Origin of the sequence: Pseudomonas sp. MIACH (genome assembly GCF_001269925.1) — a bacterium.
Classification (GTDB): Bacteria; Pseudomonadota; Gammaproteobacteria; order Pseudomonadales; family Pseudomonadaceae; genus Aquipseudomonas.
On sequence record NZ_LHVO01000063.1, the window covers coordinates 129017 to 154527 of the forward strand.

The 25511-nt window shown below is 61.9% G+C and carries 24 protein-coding genes; 9 read left to right on the top strand and 15 right to left on the bottom strand.

Annotation, left to right across the window (positions count from 1 at the left end; translation table 11 throughout):
- Positions 1–113: 113 nt before the first annotated feature.
- The 8 genes from kdgD to AD670_RS27440 all read right to left on the bottom strand — a co-directional run bounded on the left by kdgD (position 114) and on the right by AD670_RS27440 (position 9379).
- Positions 114–1025, bottom strand: a complete 912-nt coding sequence (gene kdgD / locus AD670_RS27405; protein ID WP_053139625.1) for a 5-dehydro-4-deoxyglucarate dehydratase — start codon at positions 1023–1025, stop codon at positions 114–116.
- 200 nt (positions 1026–1225) lie between these two features.
- The gene (locus tag AD670_RS27410; protein ID WP_053139627.1) at positions 1226–2002 is read right to left on the bottom strand and encodes an ABC transporter ATP-binding protein; all 777 of its coding nucleotides are present in this window, start codon (positions 2000–2002) and stop codon (positions 1226–1228) included.
- An 11-nt stretch (positions 2003–2013) separates the two neighbouring features.
- Complete coding sequence (locus tag AD670_RS27415; RefSeq protein WP_027603511.1) at positions 2014–2853, bottom strand: ABC transporter ATP-binding protein; 840 nt, start codon at positions 2851–2853, stop codon at positions 2014–2016.
- Between the two features lie 14 nt (positions 2854–2867).
- Positions 2868–3785 carry an ABC transporter permease gene (locus tag AD670_RS27420; protein WP_027603510.1) on the bottom strand — a complete coding sequence of 306 codons (918 nt, stop codon included), beginning with the start codon at positions 3783–3785 and terminating at the stop codon, positions 2868–2870.
- A gap of 42 nt (positions 3786–3827) precedes the next feature.
- The gene (locus AD670_RS27425; RefSeq protein WP_053139629.1) at positions 3828–5438 is read right to left on the bottom strand and encodes an ABC transporter substrate-binding protein; all 1611 of its coding nucleotides are present in this window, start codon (positions 5436–5438) and stop codon (positions 3828–3830) included.
- 45 nt (positions 5439–5483) lie between these two features.
- Entirely contained in the window at positions 5484–6521 is a 1038-nt protein-coding gene (locus AD670_RS27430; protein WP_027603508.1) for an ABC transporter permease, read from the bottom strand.
- Between the two features lie 20 nt (positions 6522–6541).
- The gene (locus AD670_RS27435) at positions 6542–8152 is read right to left on the bottom strand and encodes an ABC transporter substrate-binding protein (protein WP_053139631.1); all 1611 of its coding nucleotides are present in this window, start codon (positions 8150–8152) and stop codon (positions 6542–6544) included.
- A 72-nt stretch (positions 8153–8224) separates the two neighbouring features.
- Positions 8225–9379, bottom strand: a complete 1155-nt coding sequence (locus AD670_RS27440; RefSeq protein ID WP_053139633.1) for a mandelate racemase family protein — start codon at positions 9377–9379, stop codon at positions 8225–8227.
- Positions 9380–9738: 359 nt separating this feature from the next.
- Between AD670_RS27440 and AD670_RS27445 the strand changes: the two genes are divergently transcribed.
- Both AD670_RS27445 and AD670_RS27450 read left to right on the top strand, forming a co-directional pair.
- Positions 9739–10464, top strand: coding sequence for an oligogalacturonate-specific porin KdgM family protein (locus AD670_RS27445; RefSeq protein WP_053139634.1), 726 nt, complete (start codon positions 9739–9741; stop codon positions 10462–10464).
- An 81-nt stretch (positions 10465–10545) separates the two neighbouring features.
- On the top strand, positions 10546–11379 hold the full coding sequence (locus tag AD670_RS27450; protein ID WP_053139890.1) for an NAD(P)-dependent oxidoreductase: 834 nt from the start codon (positions 10546–10548) through the stop codon (positions 11377–11379).
- Here the strand turns inward: AD670_RS27450 and AD670_RS27455 are convergent.
- Positions 11319–12098, bottom strand: coding sequence for a FadR/GntR family transcriptional regulator (locus AD670_RS27455; RefSeq protein WP_053139636.1), 780 nt, complete (start codon positions 12096–12098; stop codon positions 11319–11321). The genes AD670_RS27450 and AD670_RS27455 overlap by 61 nt on opposite strands.
- Before the next feature lie 220 nt (positions 12099–12318).
- Between AD670_RS27455 and AD670_RS27460 the strand changes: the two genes are divergently transcribed.
- The gene (locus AD670_RS27460) at positions 12319–13182 is read left to right on the top strand and encodes a sensor domain-containing diguanylate cyclase (RefSeq protein ID WP_053139892.1); all 864 of its coding nucleotides are present in this window, start codon (positions 12319–12321) and stop codon (positions 13180–13182) included.
- Positions 13183–13243: 61 nt separating this feature from the next.
- Here the strand turns inward: AD670_RS27460 and AD670_RS27465 are convergent, their stop codons facing one another.
- The 6 genes from AD670_RS27465 to hpaA form a co-directional block, all read right to left on the bottom strand.
- Positions 13244–14692, bottom strand: a complete 1449-nt coding sequence (locus tag AD670_RS27465) for an amidase (protein WP_053139638.1) — start codon at positions 14690–14692, stop codon at positions 13244–13246.
- A gap of 16 nt (positions 14693–14708) precedes the next feature.
- Positions 14709–15941 (bottom strand): MFS transporter, encoded by a 1233-nt coding sequence (locus AD670_RS27470; protein WP_053139640.1) that lies wholly within the window; start codon positions 15939–15941, stop codon positions 14709–14711.
- A gap of 10 nt (positions 15942–15951) precedes the next feature.
- The gene (locus tag AD670_RS27475) at positions 15952–16884 is read right to left on the bottom strand and encodes a transporter (protein ID WP_053139641.1); all 933 of its coding nucleotides are present in this window, start codon (positions 16882–16884) and stop codon (positions 15952–15954) included.
- Between the two features lie 68 nt (positions 16885–16952).
- Positions 16953–17945, bottom strand: coding sequence for a helix-turn-helix domain-containing protein (locus tag AD670_RS27480; protein WP_053139643.1), 993 nt, complete (start codon positions 17943–17945; stop codon positions 16953–16955).
- Between the two features lie 168 nt (positions 17946–18113).
- Complete coding sequence (hpaR, locus tag AD670_RS27485) at positions 18114–18536, bottom strand: homoprotocatechuate degradation operon regulator HpaR (protein WP_053139645.1); 423 nt, start codon at positions 18534–18536, stop codon at positions 18114–18116.
- 183 nt (positions 18537–18719) lie between these two features.
- Entirely contained in the window at positions 18720–19625 is a 906-nt protein-coding gene (gene hpaA / locus AD670_RS27490; protein ID WP_053139647.1) for a 4-hydroxyphenylacetate catabolism regulatory protein HpaA, read from the bottom strand.
- A gap of 179 nt (positions 19626–19804) precedes the next feature.
- Between hpaA and AD670_RS27495 the strand changes: the two genes are divergently transcribed.
- The 6 genes from AD670_RS27495 to AD670_RS27520 all read left to right on the top strand — a co-directional run bounded on the left by AD670_RS27495 (position 19805) and on the right by AD670_RS27520 (position 25506).
- Positions 19805–20473, top strand: a complete 669-nt coding sequence (locus AD670_RS27495) for a fumarylacetoacetate hydrolase family protein (RefSeq protein ID WP_053139649.1) — start codon at positions 19805–19807, stop codon at positions 20471–20473.
- The gene (locus AD670_RS27500; RefSeq protein WP_053139651.1) at positions 20470–21240 is read left to right on the top strand and encodes a fumarylacetoacetate hydrolase family protein; all 771 of its coding nucleotides are present in this window, start codon (positions 20470–20472) and stop codon (positions 21238–21240) included. The genes AD670_RS27495 and AD670_RS27500 overlap by 4 nt, the downstream gene beginning before the upstream one ends.
- A gap of 5 nt (positions 21241–21245) precedes the next feature.
- Complete coding sequence (hpaE, locus tag AD670_RS27505) at positions 21246–22706, top strand: 5-carboxymethyl-2-hydroxymuconate semialdehyde dehydrogenase (protein ID WP_053139653.1); 1461 nt, start codon at positions 21246–21248, stop codon at positions 22704–22706.
- 148 nt (positions 22707–22854) lie between these two features.
- Positions 22855–23712 carry a 3,4-dihydroxyphenylacetate 2,3-dioxygenase gene (gene hpaD, locus AD670_RS27510; protein ID WP_053139655.1) on the top strand — a complete coding sequence of 286 codons (858 nt, stop codon included), beginning with the start codon at positions 22855–22857 and terminating at the stop codon, positions 23710–23712.
- A gap of 45 nt (positions 23713–23757) precedes the next feature.
- The gene (locus AD670_RS27515; protein WP_053139657.1) at positions 23758–24150 is read left to right on the top strand and encodes a 5-carboxymethyl-2-hydroxymuconate Delta-isomerase; all 393 of its coding nucleotides are present in this window, start codon (positions 23758–23760) and stop codon (positions 24148–24150) included.
- A 51-nt stretch (positions 24151–24201) separates the two neighbouring features.
- The gene (locus AD670_RS27520; RefSeq protein WP_053139659.1) at positions 24202–25506 is read left to right on the top strand and encodes an MFS transporter; all 1305 of its coding nucleotides are present in this window, start codon (positions 24202–24204) and stop codon (positions 25504–25506) included.
- The last annotated feature ends 5 nt before the right edge of the window (positions 25507–25511 follow it).

The following is a 25511-nucleotide window of genomic DNA, read 5'->3' on the forward strand; positions in this document are numbered from 1 at the left end:
GGCGGTTGCAGGAGCGGGCTTGCCCGCGAAACGCGTCAACCAACACACAGCGTTACCGGGTGGCCCGAGTCGTCTGTGGTTTTTTCGCGAGCAAGCTCGCTCCTACAAGGGGCTTACTGGGCGCCCAATGCCTTGATCAGCACGTCCAACTGCTCCACTTCTTTAGGCAGCAAGTCGGTCAACGGCGCGCGCACCGGGCCGGCGTCGTGGCCGACCAGGCGTGCACCGGCCTTGACGATACTCACGCCATAACCTTCGCAACGGTTGCGGATCGCCAGGTACGGCAGGAAGAAATCATCGATCAAGCGGCCCACGGTGGCGTGGTCGTCGGCGGCCACCGCGCGGTAGAAATCCATCGCGGTTTTCGGGATGAAGTTGAACACCGCCGAGGAATACACCGGCACGCCCAGGGCCTTGTAGGCCGCGGCATAAACTTCGGCGGTCGGCAGCCCGCCGAGGTAGGTCAGGCGGTCGCCGAGGCGGCGACGGATCGAGACCATGGATTCGACTTCACCGATGCCGTCCTTGAAACCGATCAGGTTCGGGCAGCGCTCGGCCAACTGTTCCAGGCTGTCGGCGTTGAGACGGCACAGGTTGCGGTTGTACACCACCACGCCGAAATCCACCGAGTTGCACACCTGCTCAACGTGGGCCACCAGGCCTTTCTGGCTGGCTTCAGTGAGGTAGTGAGGCATCAGCAGAATACCGGCGGCACCGAGGCGCTCGGCCTCCTGGGCGTAGGCAATGGCCTGGCGTGTAGGGCCACCGGCACCGGCGAGGATGGGCACCTGGCCTTTGCAGGTGTCCACCGCAGTCTTGATGATCTGGGTGTATTCCTTGGACTCCAGGGAGAAAAATTCCCCGGTGCCCCCCGCCGCGAACAACGCGCTGGCGCCGTAAGGTGCCAGCCACTCCAGGCGGCGGGCATAGGTGTCGGCACGGAAGTCACCGGCCGCGTCAAAGTCGGTAACCGGGAACGAGAGCAAGCCGGAAGACAGGACTGTTTTTAGTTCTTGTGGCGTCATGTTCGCAAACCTCAAATCGAAAAATAAAGGGGGATACCTAAAGAGGTAAGTCATCGTACAACTGTAAGAGAGCGTTAGCCAGCCTCTAAGCGCTTTAGTTTGCGCCATTATCATTTGATTAATAAAAACAGATGGTTACGTGCAATAAACATGAATGCACGCATCTTCACCCACCCATAGTCATACGATGACTACAGAAATCAGCCGACCTTACGCCCGACAGACTCCTGACTGAAATCACGGCTGGCCTGCACCAGCATGCGCGTGTAGTCGTGCACGGCCTGGTCCTGACTCAAGGCCTGGCAGTCGAGCAATTCGACGATCCTGCCGTGCTGCATCACCGCCACCCGGTCGCACAAGTGAGTGACCACCCCCAGGTCATGGGTGACCAGCAGATAGGTGAGTTTCTCGCGCTGGCGCAGGTCCGCCAGCAAGTTGAGGATCTCGGCCTGCACCGACACATCCAGGGCCGAGGTCGGTTCATCCAGCAACAGCACGCGGGGCTCAAGGATCAATGCGCGCGCAATGGCCACGCGCTGGCGCTGCCCACCGGACAACTGATGGGGATAGCGAAAGCGGAAGCTGTCGTTCAGGCCGACCTTGAGCAGGATCTCGTTGATCCGGTCGTCCTTGTCCCCTACCCCGTGGATAATCAGCGGCTCGCGCAGGGCGGTGTCGATGGTGTGCCTGGGGTGCAGGGAGCCGTAGGGGTCCTGGAAGACCATCTGCACTTTGCGAAAATGCTCCTTGGGAATCTTGTGCTGCAACGGCGCGCCGGCGATGCTCAGCTCCCCGTTCCAATGCCGGTATTGCCCGGCCAGGCAGCGCAGCACGGTGGTCTTGCCCGAACCGGACTCCCCCACCAGGCCGAACGATTCGCCGTCGGCGACACTCAGGCTCACATCGTGCAGCACCTGGTTGATGGCAGCGCCGGTGCCGAAACTCAGGTTCAAGGCGTGCGCTTGGATCATGGGCATGGTCAGGTTCCTTATTGAGTCAGCCAGAGTGGATCGCGCTTGAGCACCGGCAGGTGCACGCGGCGGTTATCCATGCTCGGCAGCGCGGCCAGCAGGCCACGGGTGTAGGGATGCTCGGCGTATTGCAGGTCGCAGGCGGCCAGGGATTCGACGACGCGCCCGGCGTACATCACCAGCACGCGGTCACAGTAGTTGCGCACCAGGTTGAGGTCGTGACTGACAAAAATCAGCCCCATCTGCTGCTGGTCCACCAACTCTTCCAGCACGCTGAGCACTTGCTGGCGCACCGAGACATCCAGCGCCGACGTGGGCTCATCGGCAATGATCACTTCCGGACGCGTGATCACCATCATCGCAATCATGATGCGCTGGCCCATACCGCCGGACACCTCGTGGGGGTACAGGTTGTAGACCCGCTTCGGATCGCGGATATGCACCTGCTCGAGCATCTGCATGACCCGTTCGCGCGCATCACTGCGACTGGCCTTGTGGTGGGCCAGGTAGGCTTCGGCAATCTGGTCGCCCACCTTGACCACCGGGTTCAGCGAGTACTTGGGGTCTTGCATGATCATCGAGATGCGCTGGCCGCGAATCTTCTGCATCGCCTTTTCACTGGCCGAGAGCAGGTCGACCTCGCCAAACGCCATGGCCTTGGCGGTGATTCTGGCGCTGGGCGGATGCAGCTTGAGCAGACTGCGCCCGACGGTGGACTTGCCTGAGCCGGACTCACCGACAATCGCCAGTTTTTCCCGCCCCAAGGTAAAGGACACGTCGCGCACGGCATGGGTTTCTTTCTGGCCACTGACGAAGCGCACATTAAGCCCTTCGACATTCAATTTGATGGCGGACATAAGGTGTTCTCCGATTATTCGCTGCGCGGATCAAGGATGTCCCGCAGGCCATCGCCCAACAGGTTGAAGGCCAGGCTGACCAACATGATCGCCGCCCCGGGAACCGCCACCAGCCACCAACACTCGAGCATGTAGCGGCGCCCGGTGGAAATCATCGCGCCCCACTCCGGCAGCGGCGCCTGGGCACCCAGGCCGAGGAAGCCCAAAGCGGCGGCGGTGAGGATGATCCCGGCCATGTTCATGGTCAGGCGGATGATCACCGAGGACAGGCACATCGGCACGATATGGCGCAGGATAATCCGCGCCGGCGACGCGCCTTGCAGTTCCACGGCGACGACAAAGTCGGCGTTGCGCAGGGACAGGGTTTCAGCCCGCGCCAGCCGCGCAATCGGTGGCCATGACGTCAAGGCAATCGCCACCACCGCATGCTCCAGGCCAGGGCCCAGGGCGGCGATAAAGGCCAGCGCCAGGACCAGGCTGGGGAAGGAAATAAAGATGTCGGTCAGGCGCATGAACACGGTGTCGACCGCCCCGCCGAAGTAGCCCGAGACGGTGCCGATAAACAGCCCGATGGGACCGACGATCACGGTTACCAGGGCAATGATGTACAGCGTGATCCGCGAGCCATAGACCAGCCGACTGAAAATATCGCGGCCGTATTCGTCGGTGCCGAACCAGTGCGCCGAGCCCGGCGCCTGCAAGGCAGTGGCGAGGTTCTGCGCGACCGGGTCATGGGTGGCGATCCACGGCGCAAAAGCCGCGACCACCACCAAGAGCAGCGCAACCAGCAGGCCCGCCAGGGTCATGGGGTTACGCAACAGGTGACGCAGCACCCGCAGGCCGCTCTTGCAGAAGGCATCGAAGCTGGAGCCCGGCGAGCGATCCACCGGCCGCTTCGCCGCCGTGTCGATGGAAGACAGATTGGCATTCATAAGCATCTTCTCTGTGTGAATTCTGAAGGGCCGCAGCCCCACTCAACGCTGCTTGTAGACACCCAGGTAACGGGTGGCCTCGGCATCGTCACCACTGAAACCCTTGACGTCGGCAGCGCTGACCACGGTGTCGGTCATCTGCGAGATCATCAGGATCGGCCCCACCTGCTGGTCATAGAGCGTCTGCGCCTGGTGATACAGGCTGACCCGCTGTGCCGAATCGCGCGTCACGCCCGCCTGGTCGATCAGGCTGTTGAGCTGCGGATTGAAGAATGAAGCGCGCCAGCCCTGGAAGTTCGGCAAGCCGGCGTCATCGCTGTTGTTGGGGTTGTAGGCGAAGGTGCGCAGGCTGAAATACGGATGCGGATAGCGCTCGGCGCCACGGGCCACGATGATCTCGAAATTGCGCGCGCGCATGGCGCCGTAGACCTGGTTGCCGGTGCCGGTGACGATGCTGGCCTTGATCCCGCCCTCAGCCAGGGTCGCCTGCAGGCGCGCGGCGATGTCGATGAACGGCGGCTCCGACAGCGTGCGAATGGTGGTGCTGAAACCGTTGGGGTAACCCGCCTCGGCGAGCAGCTTTTTCGCCTTGGCCACATCCATGTGATAGCCCGGATCCGGCAAGCGCGCTTCCAGCCCCAACTGCATCGGCTGCTGATTGAGCTTGCCGTAATACGGCATCACCTGTTCATCCAGGCCCTTGTAGTCGATCAGGTTGCGCACGGCTTCACGCACCTGAGTCTTGGCAAACTCGGGTTGCTTCATGCTCATCGCCACGTAGTACATGGTGCCGCGCGGCAATGATTGCACCTGGATCTTGTCCGAACCGTCGATGGCACGAATGTCCGGCGCCGCCATGCCGTAGGCCAGGTCGAGGTCGCCGCGTTCGAGCATCAGGCGCAAGGATTGGGATTCGGTCATGTGCCGTACCACCACGCGCTTGAGCTTTGCCGCCCCGCCCCAGTAGCCGTCGAAACGGGTCAGCAGCAGCGAATCGTTGGCGCTCCATTTGGTCAGCACGAAGGGGCCACTGCCCGCCTCGTTCGTCACCAGCCAGCCGGCGCCGAGGTCGCCGTTTTTCTCATGCGCCAGGGCCGTCTTGCGGTCCACCACCACGGCGCTCGGCGAGATCGCCAGGGAGTCCACCAGCAGCAGAGGGTCCATGGTCTGCGGCAGGTCGATGACCAGGGTGTGGGCGTCCGTGGCGCGGATCAGCGATTGGATATTCTCGACGCTGTAGCCGTAGGCCTTCCAGGTGGTGGCCAGGCCGAAATTGAGCTTCATCACCCGGTACAGCGACCACGCGACGTCCTCGGCAGTCAGCGGGTTGCCCGAATGGAATTTCACATCCTGGCGCAGATGAAAGGTCACCTGCTTGCCGTCTTCGCTGATGTCCCAGCGTTCGGCCAATTGCGGCAGGTGTTTTTCCGGGTTGCCCTGGTCGCGCTTGATCAGCGTGTCGTAGAGGTTGGCGTTGACGCCGGAGGCATCCAGGCCGGGCGCATTGGCCGGGTCGATGGAAAACAGGTTGACCATGCTCATGCCGACGATCAATTGATCGGCGGGGGTCTTGGCGCTGGCCGTTGTCATCGGCCCAAGGGCGAGTATCGCCGTCAACAGGCCAAGGTGCAGTGTTGAAAATACCGTCTTCATGCAAAATTCCTTCTTTTTATAGTTTTATCGGTACGGCGCAGTGCGTTAACGGGTACGGGGGTCGAACACCTTGTACAAGGCGTCGCTGATCAGGTTGAGCGCGACGAAAATCAAGCCGATCACCAACACACAGCCCATCACCGCGTTCATGTCGCCGAGCATCAGGCTGCTGGTCAGGTACTGGCCGAACCCCGGCCAGGCAAACACGGTTTCGATCAGCACCGCGCCCTCCAGCAACGAGCCGTAGGCCAGCGCGACCACCGTCAGCAACTGCACGAGGATGTTGCGAAACGCATGCCCCCACACCACCTGGCGACGGGACAGACCCTTGACCCGCGCGGTGATGATGTACTCCTGGGACAGCTGCTCGAGCATGAAGCTGCGGGTCATGCGGCTGATATACGCCACCGAGTTCAGGCCGAGGATCAGCGCCGGCAACACGATGTGGCGCAGGGCGCTGGCGAAGGCATCCCAGTCACGTGCCAGGGTCGAGTCGATCAGCAGCAGGCCGGTGACCTCGGGCACCATGCCGTCGTAGGCCAGGTCGATGCGCCCCGCTCCACCGGCCCAGCCGAGCCAGGCGTAGAACACCAGCAGCCCCATCATGCCCAGCCAGAAAATCGGCGTGGAGTAGCCGAACAAGGTGATCACCCGCGCCACGTGATCGCCGAGGCGCCCTTGGTTGCTGGCGGCACAGACGCCCAGCGGCAAACCGATCAGCACGCCGAACAGGATCGCCAGGGTGGCCAGTTCGATGGTCGCGGGGAATACCCGCAGGATATCGTCGAGTACCGGGTGGCCGGTCAACAGCGCATTGCCGAAGTCACCGTGGAGCAGGTCGTTGAGGTAAAGACCGAATTGGGTCCAGATCGGCTTGTCCAGGCCCATCGACCGATACACCTGATCGTAGGTGGAACTGTCGGCATCCGGCCCGACTACCGCCAGCACGGGGTCGAGCGGCATGACCCGGCCGATGATGAACGTCAGGGCCAGCAGGCCGAGCAAGGTCACCAGCACCGTACCGGCACGCCGGGCTGTGTTGGACGCGCGAGCGCCCATGACAGAGGCAGTCATAACAAACATAGTGAGCTCCTGATAATCGGTCAGCGCTTCTTGTAGACGTCTTTGTAGCGCGTGGTCGCAGCGGTATGGCCCTGGAAGTCGGCCACGTCGTCGTACACCACCACGGTGTCGGTCATTTGCGAGACCGGCAAAATGGCCCCGACCTGCCGGTCGACCTGCTCCTGGATGTCACGGTATTGGGCCAGTTGCTTGCCTGTGTCAGGCTCGACTTCGGCGCGCTCGATCAGCTGGTTCAGCTCAGGGCTGTAGAAGGACGTGCGCCAGCCCTGGAAGTTGGTGAGCTTGGCTTCATCGCGGTTATCCGGGTTGTACACCAGCGTACGCAGGCTGGAGTGCGGATGACGTTCCGCGCCGCCACCGCCGCGGCCGACGATGATGTCGAAGTTGCGCTCACGCATCGCGCCGTAGATCTGGTTGCCCGTGCCGGTGATGATGCTGGCGTCGATACCGGCCTGGGCCAGGGTCGACTGCAGGTTGGAGGCAATGTTGATAAACGGCGGTTCGGCGAGCACGCGAATGGTGGTCTTGAAACCGTTCGGGTAACCGGCCTCGGCCAGCCAGGCCTTGGCCTGCTCGACGTTGAGCGTGTAACCCGGATCCGGCAGGCGTGCGGCCAGGCCCAGCGGCAGCGGCCGTTGGTTGATCACGCCGTAATGAGGCATGACGGTCTGGTTGATGCCCTGGTAATCGATCAGCGCACGCACGGCCTTGCGCACACGCGCATCGGCAAACATCGGTTGCTTCACACTCAGGGCGACGTAGTACAGGGTGCCGCGCTGCAAGGTCTGGGTGCGGACCTTATCGCTTTTCTGCAGGGCTTCGATGTCCGGCGCAGACATGCCTTTGGCGATGTCCAGGTCGCCGCGCTCGATCATCAGGCGCAACGACTGCGACTCGGTCATGTTGCGCATGACGATGCGCTTGAGCTTGGCCGGGCCGCCCCAGTACCCGTCGAAACGGGTCATCAGGATCACGTCGTTGGCGCGCCAGTCATTGAGCACAAACGCACCGCTGCCGGCGGCGTGAGTCACCAGCCAGGCGGCGCCCATGTCGTTGTTTTTCTGGTGTTCGAGGACTTTTTTGCGATCAAGGACAAACGCACTCGGCGAGGTCGCCAGGGTGTTGAGCACCAGCAGCGGGTCGGTCGGACGCGGCAGCTCGATCACGAAGGTCGCGGCATCCGTGGCACGCATGTAGCGCTCGACGTTCTCAGCCGTAAAGCCGTAGGCCTTCCAGGTGGAAGCCAGCGCCAGGTTGAGCTTGAGCACGCGCTGCAACGACCAGGCAACGTCTTCGGCACTCAGGTCATTGCCGGACTGGAATTTCACGCCGGTGCGCAGGTTGAAGGTCAGGGTCTTGCGGTCATCGCTGACCTGCCAGCGCTCGGCCAGCGCCGGCACCAGGCGATCCGGCTGGGCAACGTCCTGCACCAGCAACATGTCATAGAGATTGGCGTTGATCTCCGACACGTCAAGGCCGGTGGCCGCCGCCGGATCGAGGGACAGCAGGTTGATCATGCTCATGCCGACGATCAACTGATCAGCCGGCGTCTTGGCAAAGCTTGCAGGTACGGCGGTAACGGCCAGGGCGGCGACGAATACCCGCGCCCACAGCGAAGGGAAAATGTTCATAACAAGAGTGCCTTTTTTATATTTATAGGGCTCTTGATCAGCCCGACTTATGCCGGACTGACCCTGTACACGTCAGAAGCTTTTAAGCGTATTGGTTTCGATGAAGTTGAAATCGATGTCTTCACCCAGGCCCGGCAAGTCGGACAGGTGCACAAAACCGTCGCTGTCCATCGGGTCTACCAGACGCTTGAGGTAGGCCGGTACTTCGTCGTAATCCAGGTACGGGTGCAACAGGCCACGTTCATACCAGGTGCAGTTCTTGATCGCGCCGACGACAGCCAGGTTCGCCGCGCCATTGCCATGAATCTCGCAATCCATGCCGAAGGATTCAGCCAGGTGCGCAACCTTCAGGCACGGTGCAATCCCGCCAACCCCCGCCACACCGGCGCGCAAGATATCGCACACATCGTGCTTGACCCAACTGGCACGGGCGAGGTGTTTGCCGGACAGGGTTTCCGGGCCCAGCACCGGAATGTCCAACTGCCCCGCCAGCCAGGCATAGGACTCGGCGGACTCTTCCATCATCGGTTCTTCGAACCAGGCGAAGTCGAGCTTCTCCAGCTCACGCCCGATGTACAGCGCTTCGGTGCGGCTGTACCAGTGATAACCATCGAGCATCAGGGCGATGTCCGGGCCGACCGCTTCACGTACCGCCGCACAAGCCTGCACGTCGATACGCGGGCTCGGGGCAAAGGACACCGGCGGCATCCAGGTGTGCAGCTTGATGGCCTTGTAGCCGCGCTGCACCAGGGTCTCGGCAAAACGCCCGTAGTCTTCAGGAGTCGCCAGGCCACCGGGCAGTTCGTCGCCACACATGGTGGAGCCGTAGGCCGGCACCTTGTCGCGGAAACCACCAATCAACTTGTGCACCGGCACACCCAGTTTGCGCCCGGCCCAATCCCACAGGGCCTGCTCGACCAGCGCCAAGGCGCGGTCGGTCAACTGGCTGGCACTGCCACGCTGCCAATGCGCGAGGTCGTGCCAGATTTTTTCGCGATCGAAGGCGTTCTGCCCCACCAGCACTTTGCGCACGAAACCATCGAGCACATACGGGCGGATCAGTTCGGGGGCGCCGAAGGCATAACCCTCGTGGCCGTCTTCGGTCTGGATGCGCAGCAAAGCCATCTGCGCCTGGGTGACATCACCCGGGTGCGCATGGCCGGCGCTGTCCACTGCGCGGCGGGTCGGGTAGGAAAACACCTGAACGTTGACTGCTGTGATTCTCATGGACGTCGTAAGCCTTCTTATTGGATTTGTGACGGGAGTGTCGTCTGTTGCGACCGATCATAGGTCATCGTACAACACTTGAAAAGACCCAATAACCTGCCCCTCAGCTGCATACATTTTCAGTAAATCCCGACAAAACCCTTATTTTTAAAGACAACCAAGGAATAACTTGGATTGCTTTAAAGCCCTATTCACTTGGCATATATATTTCAAGATGTTTCAAAACAGCCGATAACCCATAGACGAGTCGTCTTGTCGTACGATAACGTATATCGGCACATTAGATGAGAGCCATACGCAACAACTCACTGCCGTAGCAACCGTCAAACGACCCTAACAAAAACAAAAAAGAAGACCGTATGAACACCACCCTACGCACGCTCGTTACTGCCCTGACCCTCGGCCTGCCGCTGTATGTCAGCGCTGACTCTGCCAGCATCAACTACCGTCACCAGTTCACCGAGGAGGACAGCGCCCACGCTGACCGAATCAAGCTCAACTACCGACTGGACAGTGGCCTGGGATTTGAAGCGGAAATGAAATACCGCACCGCCGGAGACCGTGAAGACGTCGCCTACGACAACATGGTCAACAACGGGCACGAGTTCACCGTGAGCTACAACTACAAACTCAGCGCGCAATCGACGTTGACCCCGGCGTTCCAGATGGACAGCTCGAAAGACTCGACCACCTACAAGTTCGGCCTCAAGTACAACTACAAGATCAACGACGCCTTCTACGCCGCCACGCGCTATCGCCTGGATGCCAAGAAGCTGGACCGCGATCAGGTCAACGAGGACTTGCCCGACCACATCAAGGATGACCAGACCACCCATCGTTTCGAGGGCTGGCTCGGCTACACGCCGGCCAGTAAGTGGGCGTATGAATATCAGTTCATCTACTTCAAGACTGACTACATCCGCTACGACAACAAGAAGAGCGATTACGAACAGAACCTGATCGTCAAATACAAGCTCAACAAGGAATGGGCCCCGTTCATGGAGATTGGTGATGTGAAGGTCAACTCCACGTCCGAAGACCGCCAGGCGCGGTGGCGCCTGGGCATCCAGTACAACTTCATGTAAAGCCCCCACGACTTGCCTGGCGAGCGCGCATCGCTCGACAGGCAAGCCACCTGCATTCAGCGTTCAATGGAAGACCTGACCATGACCACACAACCCAAACCCTTCACGCGCATCCTGCTCACCGGCGCCGCCGGCGGCCTGGGGCAAATCCTGCGGAACACCTTGCACGCCCATGCCGACATCGTCCGCGCCTCGGACATCAGCCCCATGACGCCCAGCCGGGGTGAGCACGACGAAGTGATCACCTGCAACCTGGCCGACAAGGCTGCCGTGGCGGCGCTGGTCAACGGCGTCGACGCTATCGTTCATCTGGGCGGGATTTCGGTGGAGCGGCCGTTCGAGGAGATTCTCGATGCCAATATTCGCGGCACGTTCCACATTTATGAGGCGGCGCGACAACAGGGGGTCAAGCGGATTGTGTTTGCCAGTTCCAACCACGTCACCGGTTTCTATCCCCAGGACGTTGAACTGGACGTGCACTCACCGCGCCGTCCGGATGGCTACTACGCCCTTTCCAAGGCCTACGGCGAAGACCTGGCGGCGTTCTACTTTCACCGCTATGGGATTGAAACCGTGAGCCTGCGCATTGGCTCGTCGTTCCCCGAGCCGCGCAACCGGCGGATGCTTTCGACCTGGCTGAGCTACACCGACCTGGACCATCTGGTGGCGCGCGCCCTGCTGACCAAGGAGGTTGGGCACAGTGTGGTGTATGGCGTCTCGGACAATCGCGATCGCTGGTGGAGCACTCGGCACACGGAGCACCTGGGCTTTGCACCCAAGGACAGCTCGGAACAGTTTCGCGCCAAGGTCGAGCAGCAACCGCCGGCGGCGGCTGATGAACCGGGCAGCGGGCTTCAGGGCGGCGCGTTCACTGCGGCCGGGCCGTTCGACAACTCGGCGGCGGCGGCTTCATAGGCCCGGCGCATACGCTCGCGACTGTTGGACAGATGCAGGCGCATCGCCGCCCGAGCCGCATCGGCGTCACGGCGCAGGATGGCTTTGTAGATGTCCTCATGCTCACGACTCAGGCGCTCCAGGAAGGGCTCCTTGTTGTCGTTGGCCAAGCGTTTTGAGTGCAGGCGTGTACGCGGCAGGATGTTGACCCCCAGGTGCAACATGATGTCGGTGAAGTAGCGATTGCCGGTGGCCAACGCGATCTGCTGGTGAAACTGAAAGTCTGCCGACACCGCGTAGTCGGCACTCACCGCCCGCGAGTTCAGCGCATCCAGCGAGTCGCGCATCACCTGCAATTGCTGGTCGGTCCGCCCCACGCACGCCAGGCCGGCGGCCTCTACCTCCAGACTGATGCGCAACTCCAGCACGGCCAGCACATCCTGCAGGGTCACGATGGTGTCCGGGTCGATCCGAAACCCACTGGGACTGGGAATATCCTTCACGAACGTACCGACGCCGTGGCGGGTTTCCACCAGGCCCGACGCCTGCAGACGCGAAATGGCCTCACGCACCACCGTGCGGCTCACACCATGCTCGGCCATGACTTCGGATTCGGTGGGCAACTTGGTGGCACGCGGCAGCTCACCGGTACAGATGCGCCGGGAAAGCTCGGTGACCAGTTCTTCGGCCAGGCTGCGATGCCGGCGGCGAACGGTAGGCTGGACGTTCGGGTTGTCCATCAAGAACGGGTATCTCGGTTAGCGAAGGAACCCGCATCATAGCGCATTCGGTTGTACGACAACCTTTCCTGTCCGTTCGCAGCGCCTTTGCCTACACGAAAGCCTCTGCCAGGCCGCTCTCGACGGTTACTGAGCGGACTAAAAATGTGCAGGATTGCTCAACGCCTCGGTTCATGATCGGGCTATGATCGGCCGATATGAACCGGACGCCCGATGCCCCATGCCCGTTGACCTGCAAGCGCTGTACCCAAAACTGATCCACCTGATGCTGGATACGGTGTTTGTCGTCGACGGTGACAGCCAGATTGTCTTCGTGAGCGATGCCTGCGAGGCGCTGCTCGGCTACCGAGCCGACGAACTGATCGGCACCCTGATCACCCACTACATGCACCCCGAAGACCTGGCGCGCACCCGGGCCTCGATTGTGCGGGTCATGAATGGCCAATCCCATGTCGACTTCCGCAACCGCTATCTACGCAAGGATGGCAGTGTCGTGCACATCCTGTGGGCAGCCTTCTGGTCCCAAGAGGTGGGCGCACGGATCGGGGTCGCCCGGGATGTGACGGCGCTCACCCAGGCCGAAGAAGAACTGCGCTTCCTCGCCCATCATGATCCGCTGACCGCCCTGACCAATCGCTCGCTGTTCAATGATCGGCTGGACCGCGCCCTGCACCTGGCACAGTCCCACAGCCGCAGCCTGGCGTTGCTGTTTCTGGACATCAATGACTTCAAGGGCATTAACGATGTGCATGGCCATGCCATGGGCGATCGCGTGCTGTGTGTGATTGCACGACGCTTGGAACGCTGCGTCCTCGACAGCGACCTGGTGGCGCGGATGGGTGGTGATGAGTTCACGGTGCTGCTGACGGATATCCCGTCGCGGGAGGCTATTTCTGCCAGGGTGGTGCAGATACTCGCGGTCATGGCCGAGCCGCTGGGCCCCGAGTTTGGCGGGGTAGTGATGCCGTCCTGCAGTATCGGCGTGGCGGTTTATCCCCAGGACGGAGAGGACGCCGACAGCCTGCTCAGCCATGCGGACGGAGACATGTACCGGGTAAAAAGGCGCCGATCTGCGGCAGAGTGACAAGGCGCGGTTTCGCATCGGGCAGGTCGGTCACCCGCCCAATGCAGACCCCCTCAGACGCTTACAACCGACAGGCATTGACCGGCGGTACCCGACCGCGCCAGGGCTGGGCCCGCTCCAACTGCCCCGCGAGGGCAAACAAGGTACTTTCTTCGCCAAAGCGCGCGGCGAAATGAGCGCCCATCGGCAAGCCGGCAGCGCTCCAGTACAACGGCACCGACATCGCCGGTTGCCCGCTGGCATTGAACAGTGCCGTGAACGGCGAGTAGCTGTGGAACTGTTCAATCAGATCTTCCAGGCTCAGACGGTCGTCCTGCAGATCCAGCTCACCGATTGGCACCGGCTCGCGTGCCAGGGTCGGCGTGAGGATCAGGTCGTAATCCTGCATGAACACCGCCAACTGCCGACCCAAGGCATGAATCCACTCCACGGCCCCCGCGTACTGCGCACCACTGACATCGCCCTTGCTGCGCAAAATGATGCGGGTGCGGGCTTCCAGCTCTTCAGGCTGCACAGCGAAACCGCGCATCTGGCCCAACACATCAACATAGTGGCGAGTACTTGCACCAATGATGGTGAAGACCTGATCGAGAAACGTCGGCAACACCACCGGCAAGCTGACCGGTTCAACGCGGTGGCCCAGGGATTCGCACAACCTGGCGGCCTGGCGCACGGCTTCCACACTTTCGCTGGAAGTCGGCCAAGGCCCGAGGTGCTCAACCAGGGCGATGCGCAGCGGCCGAGGGTCATGCTGCAGCGCGCTGACATAGGGCTGTGCCTGCAGCGGCGCAGCATAAGGTGCGCCCAGGTCGATCCCGGCCGTGGCATCCAACAGCGCGGCGCTGTCACGTACCGACAAGGTAATCGCATGGGGGGTGCCCATCCCGGCCCAGCCCTCGCCGATCATCGGCCCGGACGGCAACAGCCCACGGCTGGGTTTGAAGCCGAACACCCCACAGCAGGACGCCGGCACACGCAAGGAACCGCCGCCATCGTTGCCATGGGCAAACGGTACGACGCGCGCCGCCACCAAGGCTGCCGCGCCGCCGCTGGAACCGCCGGCACTGTGGCCGATATTCCAGGGGTTGCGTGTGGCGCCAAAGCGGTTGGACTCGGTTGAGTACGACGTGCCGAACTCGGGTGAGGTGCTGGTGCCGAGAATCACACACCCGGCACGGCGGATACGGCTTACGTGTTCGGCTTCAAAGTCCGCGCGAGCGCCTCCCAACGCCTGCGAGCCATTGGTCATCGCCGCGCCGTTAACCGGTGAAAACAGGTCCTTGATCAAGGTCGGTACCCCGGTAAACACACCGTGGCCGGGGCGCAACGTGCGTGCCGACTGCCGCGCCGACTCGTAAAGCCGCTCGGCGACCGCATTCAGCTGCGGTTCGACCCGTTCGATACGCTCAATCACCGCTTCCAGCAGCTCGCCGGGCTGCACTTCACCGCGCCTGACCCATTCGGCCAAACCGGTGGCGTCCTCGCTGTCCAGCAGGTTGTGGATGTCCATGTTCGTCTCCTATTGATTATGAATGACTTGATCCGAATGCCTGGGTCAGCGCTTTGCGCCGTGCTTGCAGGCCTGCCAGTGCCCAGGCCAGGGCCGAGGCAAAACTGGCACAGGCCAGCCACAGGATTGAACGACGTACGTCACCCGAGTAAACGCTGAGCAAGGCCACCACCAGCGGGCTGACAAATTGACCGAAATACAGAAACGCCGTGAACCCACCCAAGCCGCGCCCACGGGTTTTCGCGCTCAGGGCATTCATCACCGGCGCCATCGCGTTGGGCACCAGCAGCCCGGCGCCCAGGCCATGGATCAGCACTGCCACAAACACCATGCTGTAGCTCGGTGCGCGCATCAGCAGCCACAATCCCAGGCCCAACAGGCTCAGCAACAGCGCATTGCAGCCGGGGATGCCGATGCGCCGGCGCAGCAGCGGCCAGGCTAACGAACCGCCCAGGGTCGCCAGCAGACTGCCCCCCGCCGACAGCCCGATCATCGTGCTTGAAGTAATGCCGAGGCTGACGAGTAAAACCGGCGCCTGGATCGGCACGATAAAACTCAGCACCATCCCACTGAGGATCAGCAGATAACCGAGCACCAGGGGCAGCACGGCCACCCTGCCCTGTTCAGCCACCTCGGCGGGCTGGCGAGCGGCGGCGGGCTCCCACAGCACCTTGATCATCATCGGCATCAACAACAGTGGCAGCAGGTACAGCAGGAATGGCAGGCGCCAGGAGTGTTCGCCCAACGCGCCGCCCACGACATAGAACAGCGAGCCGACCAAACCGATGGTGACCACCTGCCGGTTGATGTAGCGCAACCGCTCCTCGCCCTGCCAATAGTCGGCAATCAGCGTGGCGCAACAGGTCATCACCGCAGCTTCCGCCGCACCGAACAGCAGGCGCACGCCGACGATGGCGGGCAAGTTATCCAGCAGCGCCGGGATGGCCCCGAGCACGGCATATAACAGGGTAGCGATCACCAGCAACGCCTTGCGCCCGACCCGGTCGGCCAACCAGCCGGCCAGCGGCGCGCACAGCGCAATCGCCAGTGCCGGCCCGGTGACCGCCAACGGCACCAACAAGTCGGCACGCGGTTCCAGCGCACCGAACTCGGCGCCCAGCTTGGGCAGGATCGGCGCCACCATGGCCGCGCCCATGATGGTCAGGCTGCTGCCCAGCATCAGCACCAGCCCTTCACGGCGCCCGGTGGCTTGCCGTGGTGATGGGGAATCGGAATGTGATGAGTTCATGGCCAGCCCCTTAGAAACTTTGAGAAATGCGCAGCGCCACGGTGTAACCCTCGGCACGGTTGCGGGCATCGGTTTCCTTATAGGCATGCAGCCAGATGGGTGGCAGACCGGGCTTGAAGTAACTCACTGCCGGACCGACAGCCAACACCCGCGCGCGGTTGCCCGATTGCAGCCCCGGCGCATCGTCATCGCTGAACTGCCGGTAGTAGTAGCCGCCCAGGCCCAGGGTCCACGGCCCCACGTGCTGGCCCACGGCAAACTCGTGGCGGTACTCGACACCGTTCTTGTAATCGGTCGCGGGGTTACGGGTATTGACGTCGACTTCAAAGCTGGAAGAAACCTCGAAGCCACTGTCGGTGATGTAAGTAGCGTTGACGATCGGCGAGAACGTCCAGTGATTGAGCCCTGGGGAGACCAGCCGGTTCTTGTCGTAATCCCCCGTGGGCGTCTGGATCTGCAACTGCGTGTTGATAAACAGATTCGGCGACAGGTTCCACTGCAGGATCAGCGGCAACAGTTGCACGTCGGCCATTCGAAACGGATCGGCCTCCAGGCTCAGCGGCCCCCCCGGCGTCTGTACCTTGATCGAAGCGTCCATCTTGAAAAACGGCACCACCGCGCCGAAACCATAGGTGGCGCCCAATACGGTGTAATCGGTCATGCGCATATAGGCGACGCCGATGGACAGCACATCCAGTGAGAAGTGGTTGTCGACAGCGCGCCCTTGGCGATCCTTCTGCACGTTGGCCGAATAGAATGCCGTGCGCAGCCCCACAGTTCCGAAAGGCGTGGCCGGCGGCATCATCCCCGCGCCGAAGTCATACACGCCGACGGCGGTGGTCGGCGCACCGTTCTCGGTGGCCTGGACACTGGCGCAGCAACCCAGCAGCCCCAGGGTGAACAGCGTCATGCGTGCGACGCTTGCGTTATTGTTATGAATCATCGAATGCCCCTCCCATCAAGTGGTGTGGGCCATCCTAGTAACGCGCGACGTGAGCCGGTTATCCGTTTTCAGCAGAGTTGCGTGCGGCGCAGGGTCTGTGAGGGGCTTTCGCCAAACAGGGTGCGGTAATCGCTGGAAAACCGGCTCAAATGCCAGAAACCCCAGCGCGCCGCCACTTCCTGTACACCATGGGCCTGGGTGCTCGTTCGCAGTTCGCGGCGCACTGCATTGAGGCGCAGCGCACGCAGATAGGCCACCGGGTTGATGCCCAGGGTTTCCTGAAAACAGTATTGGAGTTTGCGCCGGCTGGCGCCGATGTGATTGCACAGATCAAGGATCGACAGCGGTTCGTCGAGGTGACTCAACGCGTACTCGCGGGCGCGGTCGACCATCCTTTTGCGCGCCGTGGGGTTGAGGGGTGGCGCCTGGTCCGGCGCGATCAACTCCAGCACATGCAGCATCACCGCATCGCGTATGCCGCGCCGGATCGAATCGTGCCCCAGCACGGCATCACGGCCCTGATCGCAGCCCGCCAGTTCATCGAACAACGCCGCGAGGTCACGTTGCACGGATGAATGGCCCAAGCGGTAACACTTGGGAAGATCGGTAATTCGAAACTGACTGCCTTGACGCTCCAGCACATGTTCGAGTGCGTGCTCTTCAATGGCCACCCCGAGCAGATCCAGGTGCTGTGGGGTGCGCAGGTCGGGAAGATTTTCACCGTGGGCCACCAACAGGCTGGGCTCGTGGATCGGGTGGCCCGAGCAATACACCGGACCGTTGGCACTCAAGGGAATGCTGAAGGTGATTGCGCCTTTCCAGGCCGCGCCACGTTTGATCATGGCCTGGTTAGAGCGGTCGCGCACCAGTTGCATCCAGTCCGAACGGAACGCCACCAACTCACCGGTGAAGGGACCGGGGGATAACTGATCGTAGCGAACCTGCCAGCCGTCCATATTGCGCGCGTGTTCGTCGATGTCGCTGGTCAGAAAACGCTGGAGGGGTAGCGTCGGTGCAAGCACCACCGAGGCCACAGGCGTCAGCACATTATTATTGTTCATTGACCCAACCTTTTTCAGTTGCAAGGCTTACAGGTCATATCGCACGCAAGTTCCATTCCGAACCCGGGGCAGCTCGTGCAGGTGTGCCGAAAACGGATAGTGAGGATTGGCGTCCGCGATGCCTTCTACGGGCAAAGACGTTCACCTATTAATGAAATATTGGCGCGTTCAAGGCTTGATGTTTTTCAGCTCATTGAGCAAGCCCAGCAACTGCTCCATCTTCTCGGCGCCAAACTGCTCTTCGATCTTCTGATAGTTGCTTTCCATGCCTTCGCTCATGGAGACGAAGCATTGCTGGCCGCGCTCGGTGAGGCCCACGAACACCCGGCGTTGGTCCTGGCTGGACTTGTGCCGACGCACCAGGCCGTCGCGTTCCAGGCGCGTCAACACACCGGTCATGCTCGGCTTGAGGATGCAGGCCTGCTGGGCGAGCTGATGGCTTTCGAGTTCGCCCTGCTGGCGCAGGATGCGAATGACCCGCCACTGTTGCTCAGTCAGTTCATGCTTGTTCAGGGCCGGGCGGAAGAAAGCCATTGCGGCTTCACGGGCTTGCAGCAGGGTCAGTGTCAGCGAAGGTCTGGGGTTGGCCATGACGGCACCACTTGAATGGGCGAGTCGGCAGCTTAGTGTCGCCGGCCAGCGGCTGCAAGCGGCGTTGGCGCTGTGAAAAGTACAATCGGTTCCGCGTAAAAGCCATTCTGTCGCACCGCGGCGATGCGCATGATGATCCGTAGAAGATCAACAAGACCACGGTGCGAAGCCCCTATGCCTGGCTCAACGCAACCCCGATTGGCGCTGGCGGTACTCCCCCGGAGTGAGCTGTGCGTAACGCTGGAAAAAACGACTGAAATAGGCCGGGTCCTTGAACCCCAGCTGATAGCAGATCTCGTTGGCCGAACTGCCGGTAAACAGCAGCAGGCGCTTGGCTTCCTGCATCAGGCGCTCCAGGATCAGGCGCTTGGACGGCAAGTCGGCAATGCGTCGGCACACATCATTGAGCCGTGCTTCTGTCACCCCGATGCCCTCGGCATACCGCGACAACGGCCAGTGTTGCTGGTAGTGCACTTCGATCAGCTCATTGAAGCGGTGGAAGATTTTCAAGTCTTCGTGCCTGGCGGGGGTGGCTTTCAACGAGTGGGAGCAAAGCCGCAACAGGCTGATCATGATCAACCGCGTCAGGCTGTCCAGGGCCGCACTGCGCCCGGAACGCTGGGCTTTCACTTCTTCGCTCAGTTCCTCGAACAGATAATCCAAGCGGCGGATATCCCCCGCGTATTGCGGCTCCAACTGCGCCAGGGCGACACACGCGGCCGGCAATTGCGCACCGGCCGGTGCCAGGCTGGCGTCGGCTTCGATCAGTTGCCACACCAGTTGCTGACGCACCGTCAGCACGTGCCCGTCACTGTCGGCCTCGGTCACAAACGAGTGCGGGACCGTGGGTGGCGTGAGGAAGAACATCGGCCCGGATTCGACGTATTGCTGGTCGTCCAGGTACACGCGCACGGTGCCGCTTTTTACGTAGTGAACCTGGAAAAACCGGTCATGCCGGTGAACGGGCATGTTGCGCCCGAAGAAATCCGCCAGGTTCGCCAGTTTGTCGTAGTGGACTTCAGCGTCGCTGTAGCGCTGGTCGTACACCTGGCCAATGTTGATGTTCGGGATGGGTTGACGGTCGCTCATCGCACGCTACTCGTTTTTATTGTGATTGCTGCAGTGCAGCAGCGCTCATCCTGCACCGATTTGGGCGGCACAACCACCGCACAAACAGTCTGCCACCCTTGACGATAGTTAACATCTTAATTATAACTGTTAACACATTAACTAAATACAGGGCCCCCACGGCTCTGCCAGGAGAAAGCATGAGCCGCGCCTTGCATGACGTCGCGACTGGCACCCTTTTCGGTGTCGCGCTGAACTACCAGGGGCTGCTCAAGCAGCGCCTCGCCGAGTTCGAACAGCCGCCGTATCAGAAACCGCCGGTCAAGCCGGTGCTGTTCATCAAGACGCCCAACACACGCAACCAGCACGGCGCCGAGGTGGTGCATCCAGGCCAGGGCGAACGCTTGCAGCCTGGGCCGGCATTGGGGGTGGTGATGGGCAAGAGCGCCAGCCGCGTCAGCCCGGCCGAAGCCCTCGATTACGTGGCCGGCTACACCCTCGTCAATGAGTTCAGCCTGCCGGAAGACAGCTACTACCGCCCCGCCGTCAAAGCCAAATGCCGCGATGGTTTCTGCGCCATCGGGCCCGAGCTGATACCCACGGCGCAGGTCTCGAACCCGCACAATCTGGCGATCACCCTGTACGTCAACGGCGAGATTCGCCAGCAAAACACCACGGCCAACTTCGTGCGCAACATTCCATTGCTGATCGCCGAGATCAGCGAATTCATGACCCTGCACGCAGGCGATGTGCTGATCACCGGCACTCCCGAAGGCCGGGTGGATGTGCAGCCTGGCGACACCGTGGAGGTCGAGATCAGCGGCCTGGGCCGCCTGGTCAATCACATCAAGGCGGAGGAGCTCTCATGAAACACGCCCGTATTCGCTTTGAAGGTGAAGTCCATTCGGTACAGGTCGAAGCTGAAAACGCCGTACGCCTGGCTGACGGCCGCCTGCTGGCCGAAGACCAGGTGCAATGGCTGCCACCGGCGACCGGCAGCATGTTCGCCCTGGGCCTGAACTATGCCGACCACGCCGCTGAACTGGCTTTCAAGCCGCCGACCGAACCGCTGGCCTTCATCAAGTCCGTGGGCACGTACACCGGCCACAACCAGGTGACCTGGCGCCCGGATAACGTCGCCTACATGCACTACGAGTGCGAGCTGGTGGCCGTCATCGGCAAGCCGGCGCGCAACGTCAAGCGCGAAGACGCCCTGGATTACCTGGCGGGGTACACGGTGTGCAACGACTACGCCATTCGCGACTACCTGGAAAACTACTACCGGCCCAACCTGCGCGTGAAAAACCGCGACGCCACCACGCCTGTCGGCCCATGGATCGTCGATGTAGCCGATGTGCCGGACCCAGCCAACCTGAAACTGCGCACCTGGATCAACGGCGAGCTGCGCCAGGAAGGCAGCACCCAGGACATGATTTTCGACATTCCCTACCTGATCGAATACCTGTCCAGCTTCATGACCTTGCAACCCGGCGACATGATCGCCACCGGCACGCCCGAAGGCCTGGCGGATGTCGTGCCTGGCGATGAGGTGATTGTGGAAGTCGAAGGCGTAGGCCGCCTGGTTAACCGAATTGTCAGCGAAGCGGCGTTCTTCAGCGCCCGTAAAGAGGCTTGAGCAGCATGATCAAACATTGGATCAACGGCCGTGAGGTCGAAAGCAAAGACGTGTTCGTCAACTACAACCCGGCCACCGGCGAAGCCATCGGCGAAGTGGCCAGCGGTGGCGCCGAGGAAGTCGCGCAAGCTGTGGCTGCGGCCAAGGAAGCCTTCCCGAAATGGGCGGGCACCCCGGCCAAGGAACGAGCGCGCTTGATGCGCAAGCTGGGTGAACTGATCGAACAGAACGTGCCGCACCTGGCCGAACTGGAAACCCTCGACACCGGCCTGCCGATCCACCAGACCAAAAACGTGTTGATTCCACGGGCCTCGCACAACTTCGACTTTTTCGCCGAAGTCTGCACGCGCATGGACGGCCACAGCTACCCGGTCGATGACCAGATGCTCAACTACACCCTGTACCAGCCGGTGGGTGTCTGCGCGCTGGTCTCACCGTGGAACGTGCCGTTCATGACGGCCACCTGGAAGACCGCGCCATGCCTGGCCCTGGGCAATACCGCCGTGCTGAAAATGTCCGAGCTGTCACCGCTGACCGCCAATGAACTGGGGCGCCTGGCGGTGGAGGCCGGGATTCCAAAAGGCGTGCTCAACGTCATCCAGGGTTACGGCGCGACTGCCGGTGACGCCCTGGTGCGCCACCCCGATGTACGCGCGATTTCATTCACCGGCGGCACCGCCACCGGCAAGAAAATCATGCAAACCGCCGGGCTGAAAAAGTACTCCATGGAACTGGGTGGCAAGTCGCCGGTGCTGATCTTCGAAGACGCCGACCTGGAACGTGCCCTCGACGCCGCGCTCTTCACCATCTTCTCGCTCAACGGCGAACGCTGCACCGCCGGCAGCCGGATCTTTATCCAGGAAAGCGTGTACCCGCAGTTCGTCGCCGAGTTCGCCGCGCGCGCCAAACGCCTGATCGTCGGCGACCCGCAAGACCCGAAAACCCAAGTCGGCTCGATGATCACCCAGGCCCACTACGACAAGGTCACCGGCTACATCAAGATCGGTCTCGAAGAAGGCGCCACCCTGCTCGCCGGTGGCCTGGAGCGCCCGGCCAACCTGGCGGCGCACCTGAGCAAAGGCCAGTTCATCCAGCCCACAGTGTTCGCTGATGTGAACAACAATATGCGTATCGCCCAGGAAGAAATCTTCGGCCCTGTGGTGTGCCTGATTCCGTTCAAGGACGAAGCCGAAGCGCTGCAGCTGGCCAACGCCACCGAGTACGGCCTGGCGTCTTACATCTGGACCCAGGACATCGGCAAGGCGCATCGTCTGGCCTATGGCATCGAAGCGGGCATGGTGTTCATCAACAGCCAGAACGTGCGCGACCTGCGCCAGCCGTTCGGCGGTGTGAAGGGCTCCGGCACCGGCCGTGAAGGCGGCCAGTACAGCTTCGAAGTGTTCGCCGAGATCAAGAACGTGTGTATTTCCATGGGAAGTCATCACATCCCGCGCTGGGGCGTGTAACCCGGACACAACAACGCGTCCTGTAGGAGCGAGCTTGCTCGCGAAGAATCCGCAGGCGCCGCCGGCTAACAGAAGTGCTGCGTTATCGTTGATGTTTTTCGCGAGCAAGCTCGCTCCTACAAAAGAATAAATACTCAGGAGAATGATCATGGGCGAAGTAGTTCTGGCAGCAAAGATCTGCCACGTACCCTCAATGTACTTGTCGGAGCTGCCTGGCAAGCACCACGGCTGCCGCGAAGCGGCGATTGCCGGGCACAAGGAAATCGGTCGGCGCGCCCGCGAGCTGGGCGCCGATACCGCCGTGGTGTTCGACGTGCACTGGCTGGTCAACAGCGCCTATCACGTCAACAGCGGCGAGCACTTCAAAGGCATCTACACCAGTAACGAACTGCCGCACTTCATCAAGAACATGGCGTACGAATACCCCGGCTGCCCGGAGCTGGGCGAGCTGATCGCCGCCGAGGCCAACGCCGCCGATGTGCGCACCCTGGCCCACAACATCCCGAGCCTGGAGTTGGAATACGGCACCCTGGTACCGATGCGCTATATGCATATGGGCGTACCGGACGAGCAGACATTCAACGTCGTTTCGATTGCCGCCTGGTGTGCCTGGCATCGCCTGCAAGACAGCTTCACCTTCGGCGCCGCCGTGCGCCGGGCCATCGAGAAGAGCGACCGCAAAGTCGTGGTGCTGGCCTCCGGGTCGCTGTCGCACCGCTTCTCCGACGACCGCAATGCCGAAGCCAATATCCATAACTGGACGCGCGAATTCGACAAACAGGTCGACCTGCATGTGGTGGAACTGTGGCGCCAGGGCCGCTGGAAAGAGTTCTGCGCCATGCTCCCGGACTACGCCGAGCATTGCTTTGGCGAAGGCAAGATGCACGACACCGCCATGCTCCTGGGTTTGCTCGGCGGGCCGGACTACGACAAGCCGGCCGAGATCATCACCGCGCCCTTCGGCAGCTCGGGCACCGGGCAGATCAACGCCATTTTCCCTGTTTGACCGCATGACCGCGCGGCATCCCCGCGCGGCCTGAAGGAGCCGTTCATGCCTCACTTCATCGCTGAATACACCGACAACATTGAACAGCAGGCGGACCTGCCGGGCCTGTTCGAAAAAGTCCACGCCAGCCTGGGCACCAGCGGCGTGTTTCCCCTGGGCGGCATCCGCAGCCGTGGCGTGCGCCTGGACACCTGGCGCATGGCCGACGGCAAGCATGACTACGCCTTCGTGCACATGACGTTGAAGGTCGGCCATGGCCGCGACCTGGCCACCCGGCAGCACGTCGCCGAGCGCCTGTTCGAGGTCATCACCCAGCACTTCGCCGATCTTCAGGCCCAGCGCCTGCTGGCCTTGTCGTTTGAAATGATCGAACTGCACGAGCAGCTCAACTTCAAGCAGAACAACGTGCATGCGTTCCTCAAGGCGCAGGTCGGTTAAGGCGCCCTGCCCGTTCACACCCTCGGCCTCTCAGATAAAAAGTATAAAACCATGAGCACAGCCCATACCGCCGACAACCTCGGCCAGGTCGCACGCGACCGCACTCACAGCACCATCACCTGGCGGCTGATGCCGTTGTTGCTGATCTGCTACCTCTTCGCCCATCTCGACCGCATCAACATCGGCTTCGCCAAGATGCAGATGAGTACGGACTTGAACTTCAGCGACACCGTCTATGGCTTCGGCGCCGGCCTGTTCTTCGTGGCCTACGCGCTGTTCGGCGTGCCCAGCAACATGGCCCTGGACCGAGTGGGCCCCAGGCGTTGGATTGCCACGCTGATGGTGGTGTGGGGCGTGCTGTCGACCTGCATGTTCCTGATCGACAGCGCCCTGGGTTTCTATGTGCTGCGCTTTTTGCTGGGCGTGGCCGAGGCCGGTTTCTTCCCGGGCATCCTGGTGTTTCTAAACCGCTGGTACCCGGCCGGCCGTCGTGCTCAGGTTACCGCCTTGTTTGCCATCGCGGTGCCGATGGCCGGGGTGATCGGCGGTCCGCTTTCCGGCGGCATCCTTGAACACTTTCACGACCTGGGCGGCCTGCGCGGCTGGCAATGGATGTTCGTCATCGAAGGCGCTCCCGTGATTCTGCTCGGGCTGGTGGTGCTCAAGTGCTTGCCGGACAGCTTCGAGACGGTCAAGTGGCTGGCGCCGGAACAGAAGCAACAACTGCGCGAGCAACTGCACCGGGAAGAACACCGCAAATCGATCACCTCGTTTTCGGCGATTCTCAGCAACCCGCAGGTGTGGCTGCTGGTGGCGGTGTACTTCGCGGTGATGCTGGCGGTCAACACCCTGGCGTTCTGGATGCCGACGCTGATCCACGGCGCCGGTATCGGCAGCGACGGCAAGGTCGGCCTGCTCAGTGCGGTGCCGTACCTGGCCGGGTGTTTCTTCATGATCGGCTGTGGGCGCTCGTCCGACCGCCAGCGTGAACGCCGCTGGCACCTGTGTGTGCCCTTGCTGATGTCGGCCGCCGGCATTGCCATCGCCGGGCTCGCCCCCGCCAACACGGCCGTGGTGCTGGGCGGCCTGATCGTCGCCGGCATGGGCGCCAGCGCGGCGTTGCCGATGTTCTGGCAACTGCCCCCGGCGTTCCTGTCCAACAGCACCCAAGCCGCCGGGATCGCCCTGATCAGTTCGTTCGGCAGCATCGCGTCATTCTTCGCGCCCTACCTGATCGGCTGGATGCGCGACACCACCCAGAGCGCCAGCCTGGCCCTGTACGTCCTGGCGCTGCTCATTGCTCTCGGGGGCTTGCTGGTGCTGCGCACCCGAGCGGCCATCGTCAACCCTCAATAAGAGAC

What these genes read in the sequence shown, in the direction of transcription:
- hpaE (WP_053139653.1), top strand. Translation starts at nt 21,246, where the DNA reads ATGATCAAACATTGGATCAACGGCCGTGAGGTCGAAAGCAAAGACGTG.
- hpaD (WP_053139655.1), top strand. Translation starts at nt 22,855, where the DNA reads ATGGGCGAAGTAGTTCTGGCAGCAAAGATCTGCCACGTACCCTCAATG.
- AD670_RS27455 (WP_053139636.1), bottom strand. Translation starts at nt 12,098, where the DNA reads ATGGACAACCCGAACGTCCAGCCTACCGTTCGCCGCCGGCATCGCAGC.
- AD670_RS27460 (WP_053139892.1), top strand. Translation starts at nt 12,319, where the DNA reads ATGCCCGTTGACCTGCAAGCGCTGTACCCAAAACTGATCCACCTGATG.
- AD670_RS27470 (WP_053139640.1), bottom strand. Translation starts at nt 15,941, where the DNA reads ATGAACTCATCACATTCCGATTCCCCATCACCACGGCAAGCCACCGGG.
- AD670_RS27425 (WP_053139629.1), bottom strand. Translation starts at nt 5,438, where the DNA reads ATGAAGACGGTATTTTCAACACTGCACCTTGGCCTGTTGACGGCGATA.
- AD670_RS27430 (WP_027603508.1), bottom strand. Translation starts at nt 6,521, where the DNA reads ATGTTTGTTATGACTGCCTCTGTCATGGGCGCTCGCGCGTCCAACACA.
- AD670_RS27475 (WP_053139641.1), bottom strand. Translation starts at nt 16,884, where the DNA reads ATGATTCATAACAATAACGCAAGCGTCGCACGCATGACGCTGTTCACC.
- AD670_RS27415 (WP_027603511.1), bottom strand. Translation starts at nt 2,853, where the DNA reads ATGTCCGCCATCAAATTGAATGTCGAAGGGCTTAATGTGCGCTTCGTC.
- AD670_RS27435 (WP_053139631.1), bottom strand. Translation starts at nt 8,152, where the DNA reads ATGAACATTTTCCCTTCGCTGTGGGCGCGGGTATTCGTCGCCGCCCTG.
- AD670_RS27410 (WP_053139627.1), bottom strand. Translation starts at nt 2,002, where the DNA reads ATGCCCATGATCCAAGCGCACGCCTTGAACCTGAGTTTCGGCACCGGC.
- AD670_RS27495 (WP_053139649.1), top strand. Translation starts at nt 19,805, where the DNA reads ATGAGCCGCGCCTTGCATGACGTCGCGACTGGCACCCTTTTCGGTGTC.
- AD670_RS27500 (WP_053139651.1), top strand. Translation starts at nt 20,470, where the DNA reads ATGAAACACGCCCGTATTCGCTTTGAAGGTGAAGTCCATTCGGTACAG.
- AD670_RS27440 (WP_053139633.1), bottom strand. Translation starts at nt 9,379, where the DNA reads ATGAGAATCACAGCAGTCAACGTTCAGGTGTTTTCCTACCCGACCCGC.
- hpaR (WP_053139645.1), bottom strand. Translation starts at nt 18,536, where the DNA reads ATGGCCAACCCCAGACCTTCGCTGACACTGACCCTGCTGCAAGCCCGT.
- AD670_RS27520 (WP_053139659.1), top strand. Translation starts at nt 24,202, where the DNA reads ATGAGCACAGCCCATACCGCCGACAACCTCGGCCAGGTCGCACGCGAC.
- AD670_RS27450 (WP_053139890.1), top strand. Translation starts at nt 10,546, where the DNA reads ATGACCACACAACCCAAACCCTTCACGCGCATCCTGCTCACCGGCGCC.
- hpaA (WP_053139647.1), bottom strand. Translation starts at nt 19,625, where the DNA reads ATGAGCGACCGTCAACCCATCCCGAACATCAACATTGGCCAGGTGTAC.
- AD670_RS27465 (WP_053139638.1), bottom strand. Translation starts at nt 14,692, where the DNA reads ATGGACATCCACAACCTGCTGGACAGCGAGGACGCCACCGGTTTGGCC.
- AD670_RS27445 (WP_053139634.1), top strand. Translation starts at nt 9,739, where the DNA reads ATGAACACCACCCTACGCACGCTCGTTACTGCCCTGACCCTCGGCCTG.
- kdgD (WP_053139625.1), bottom strand. Translation starts at nt 1,025, where the DNA reads ATGACGCCACAAGAACTAAAAACAGTCCTGTCTTCCGGCTTGCTCTCG.
- AD670_RS27420 (WP_027603510.1), bottom strand. Translation starts at nt 3,785, where the DNA reads ATGAATGCCAATCTGTCTTCCATCGACACGGCGGCGAAGCGGCCGGTG.
- AD670_RS27515 (WP_053139657.1), top strand. Translation starts at nt 23,758, where the DNA reads ATGCCTCACTTCATCGCTGAATACACCGACAACATTGAACAGCAGGCG.
- AD670_RS27480 (WP_053139643.1), bottom strand. Translation starts at nt 17,945, where the DNA reads ATGAACAATAATAATGTGCTGACGCCTGTGGCCTCGGTGGTGCTTGCA.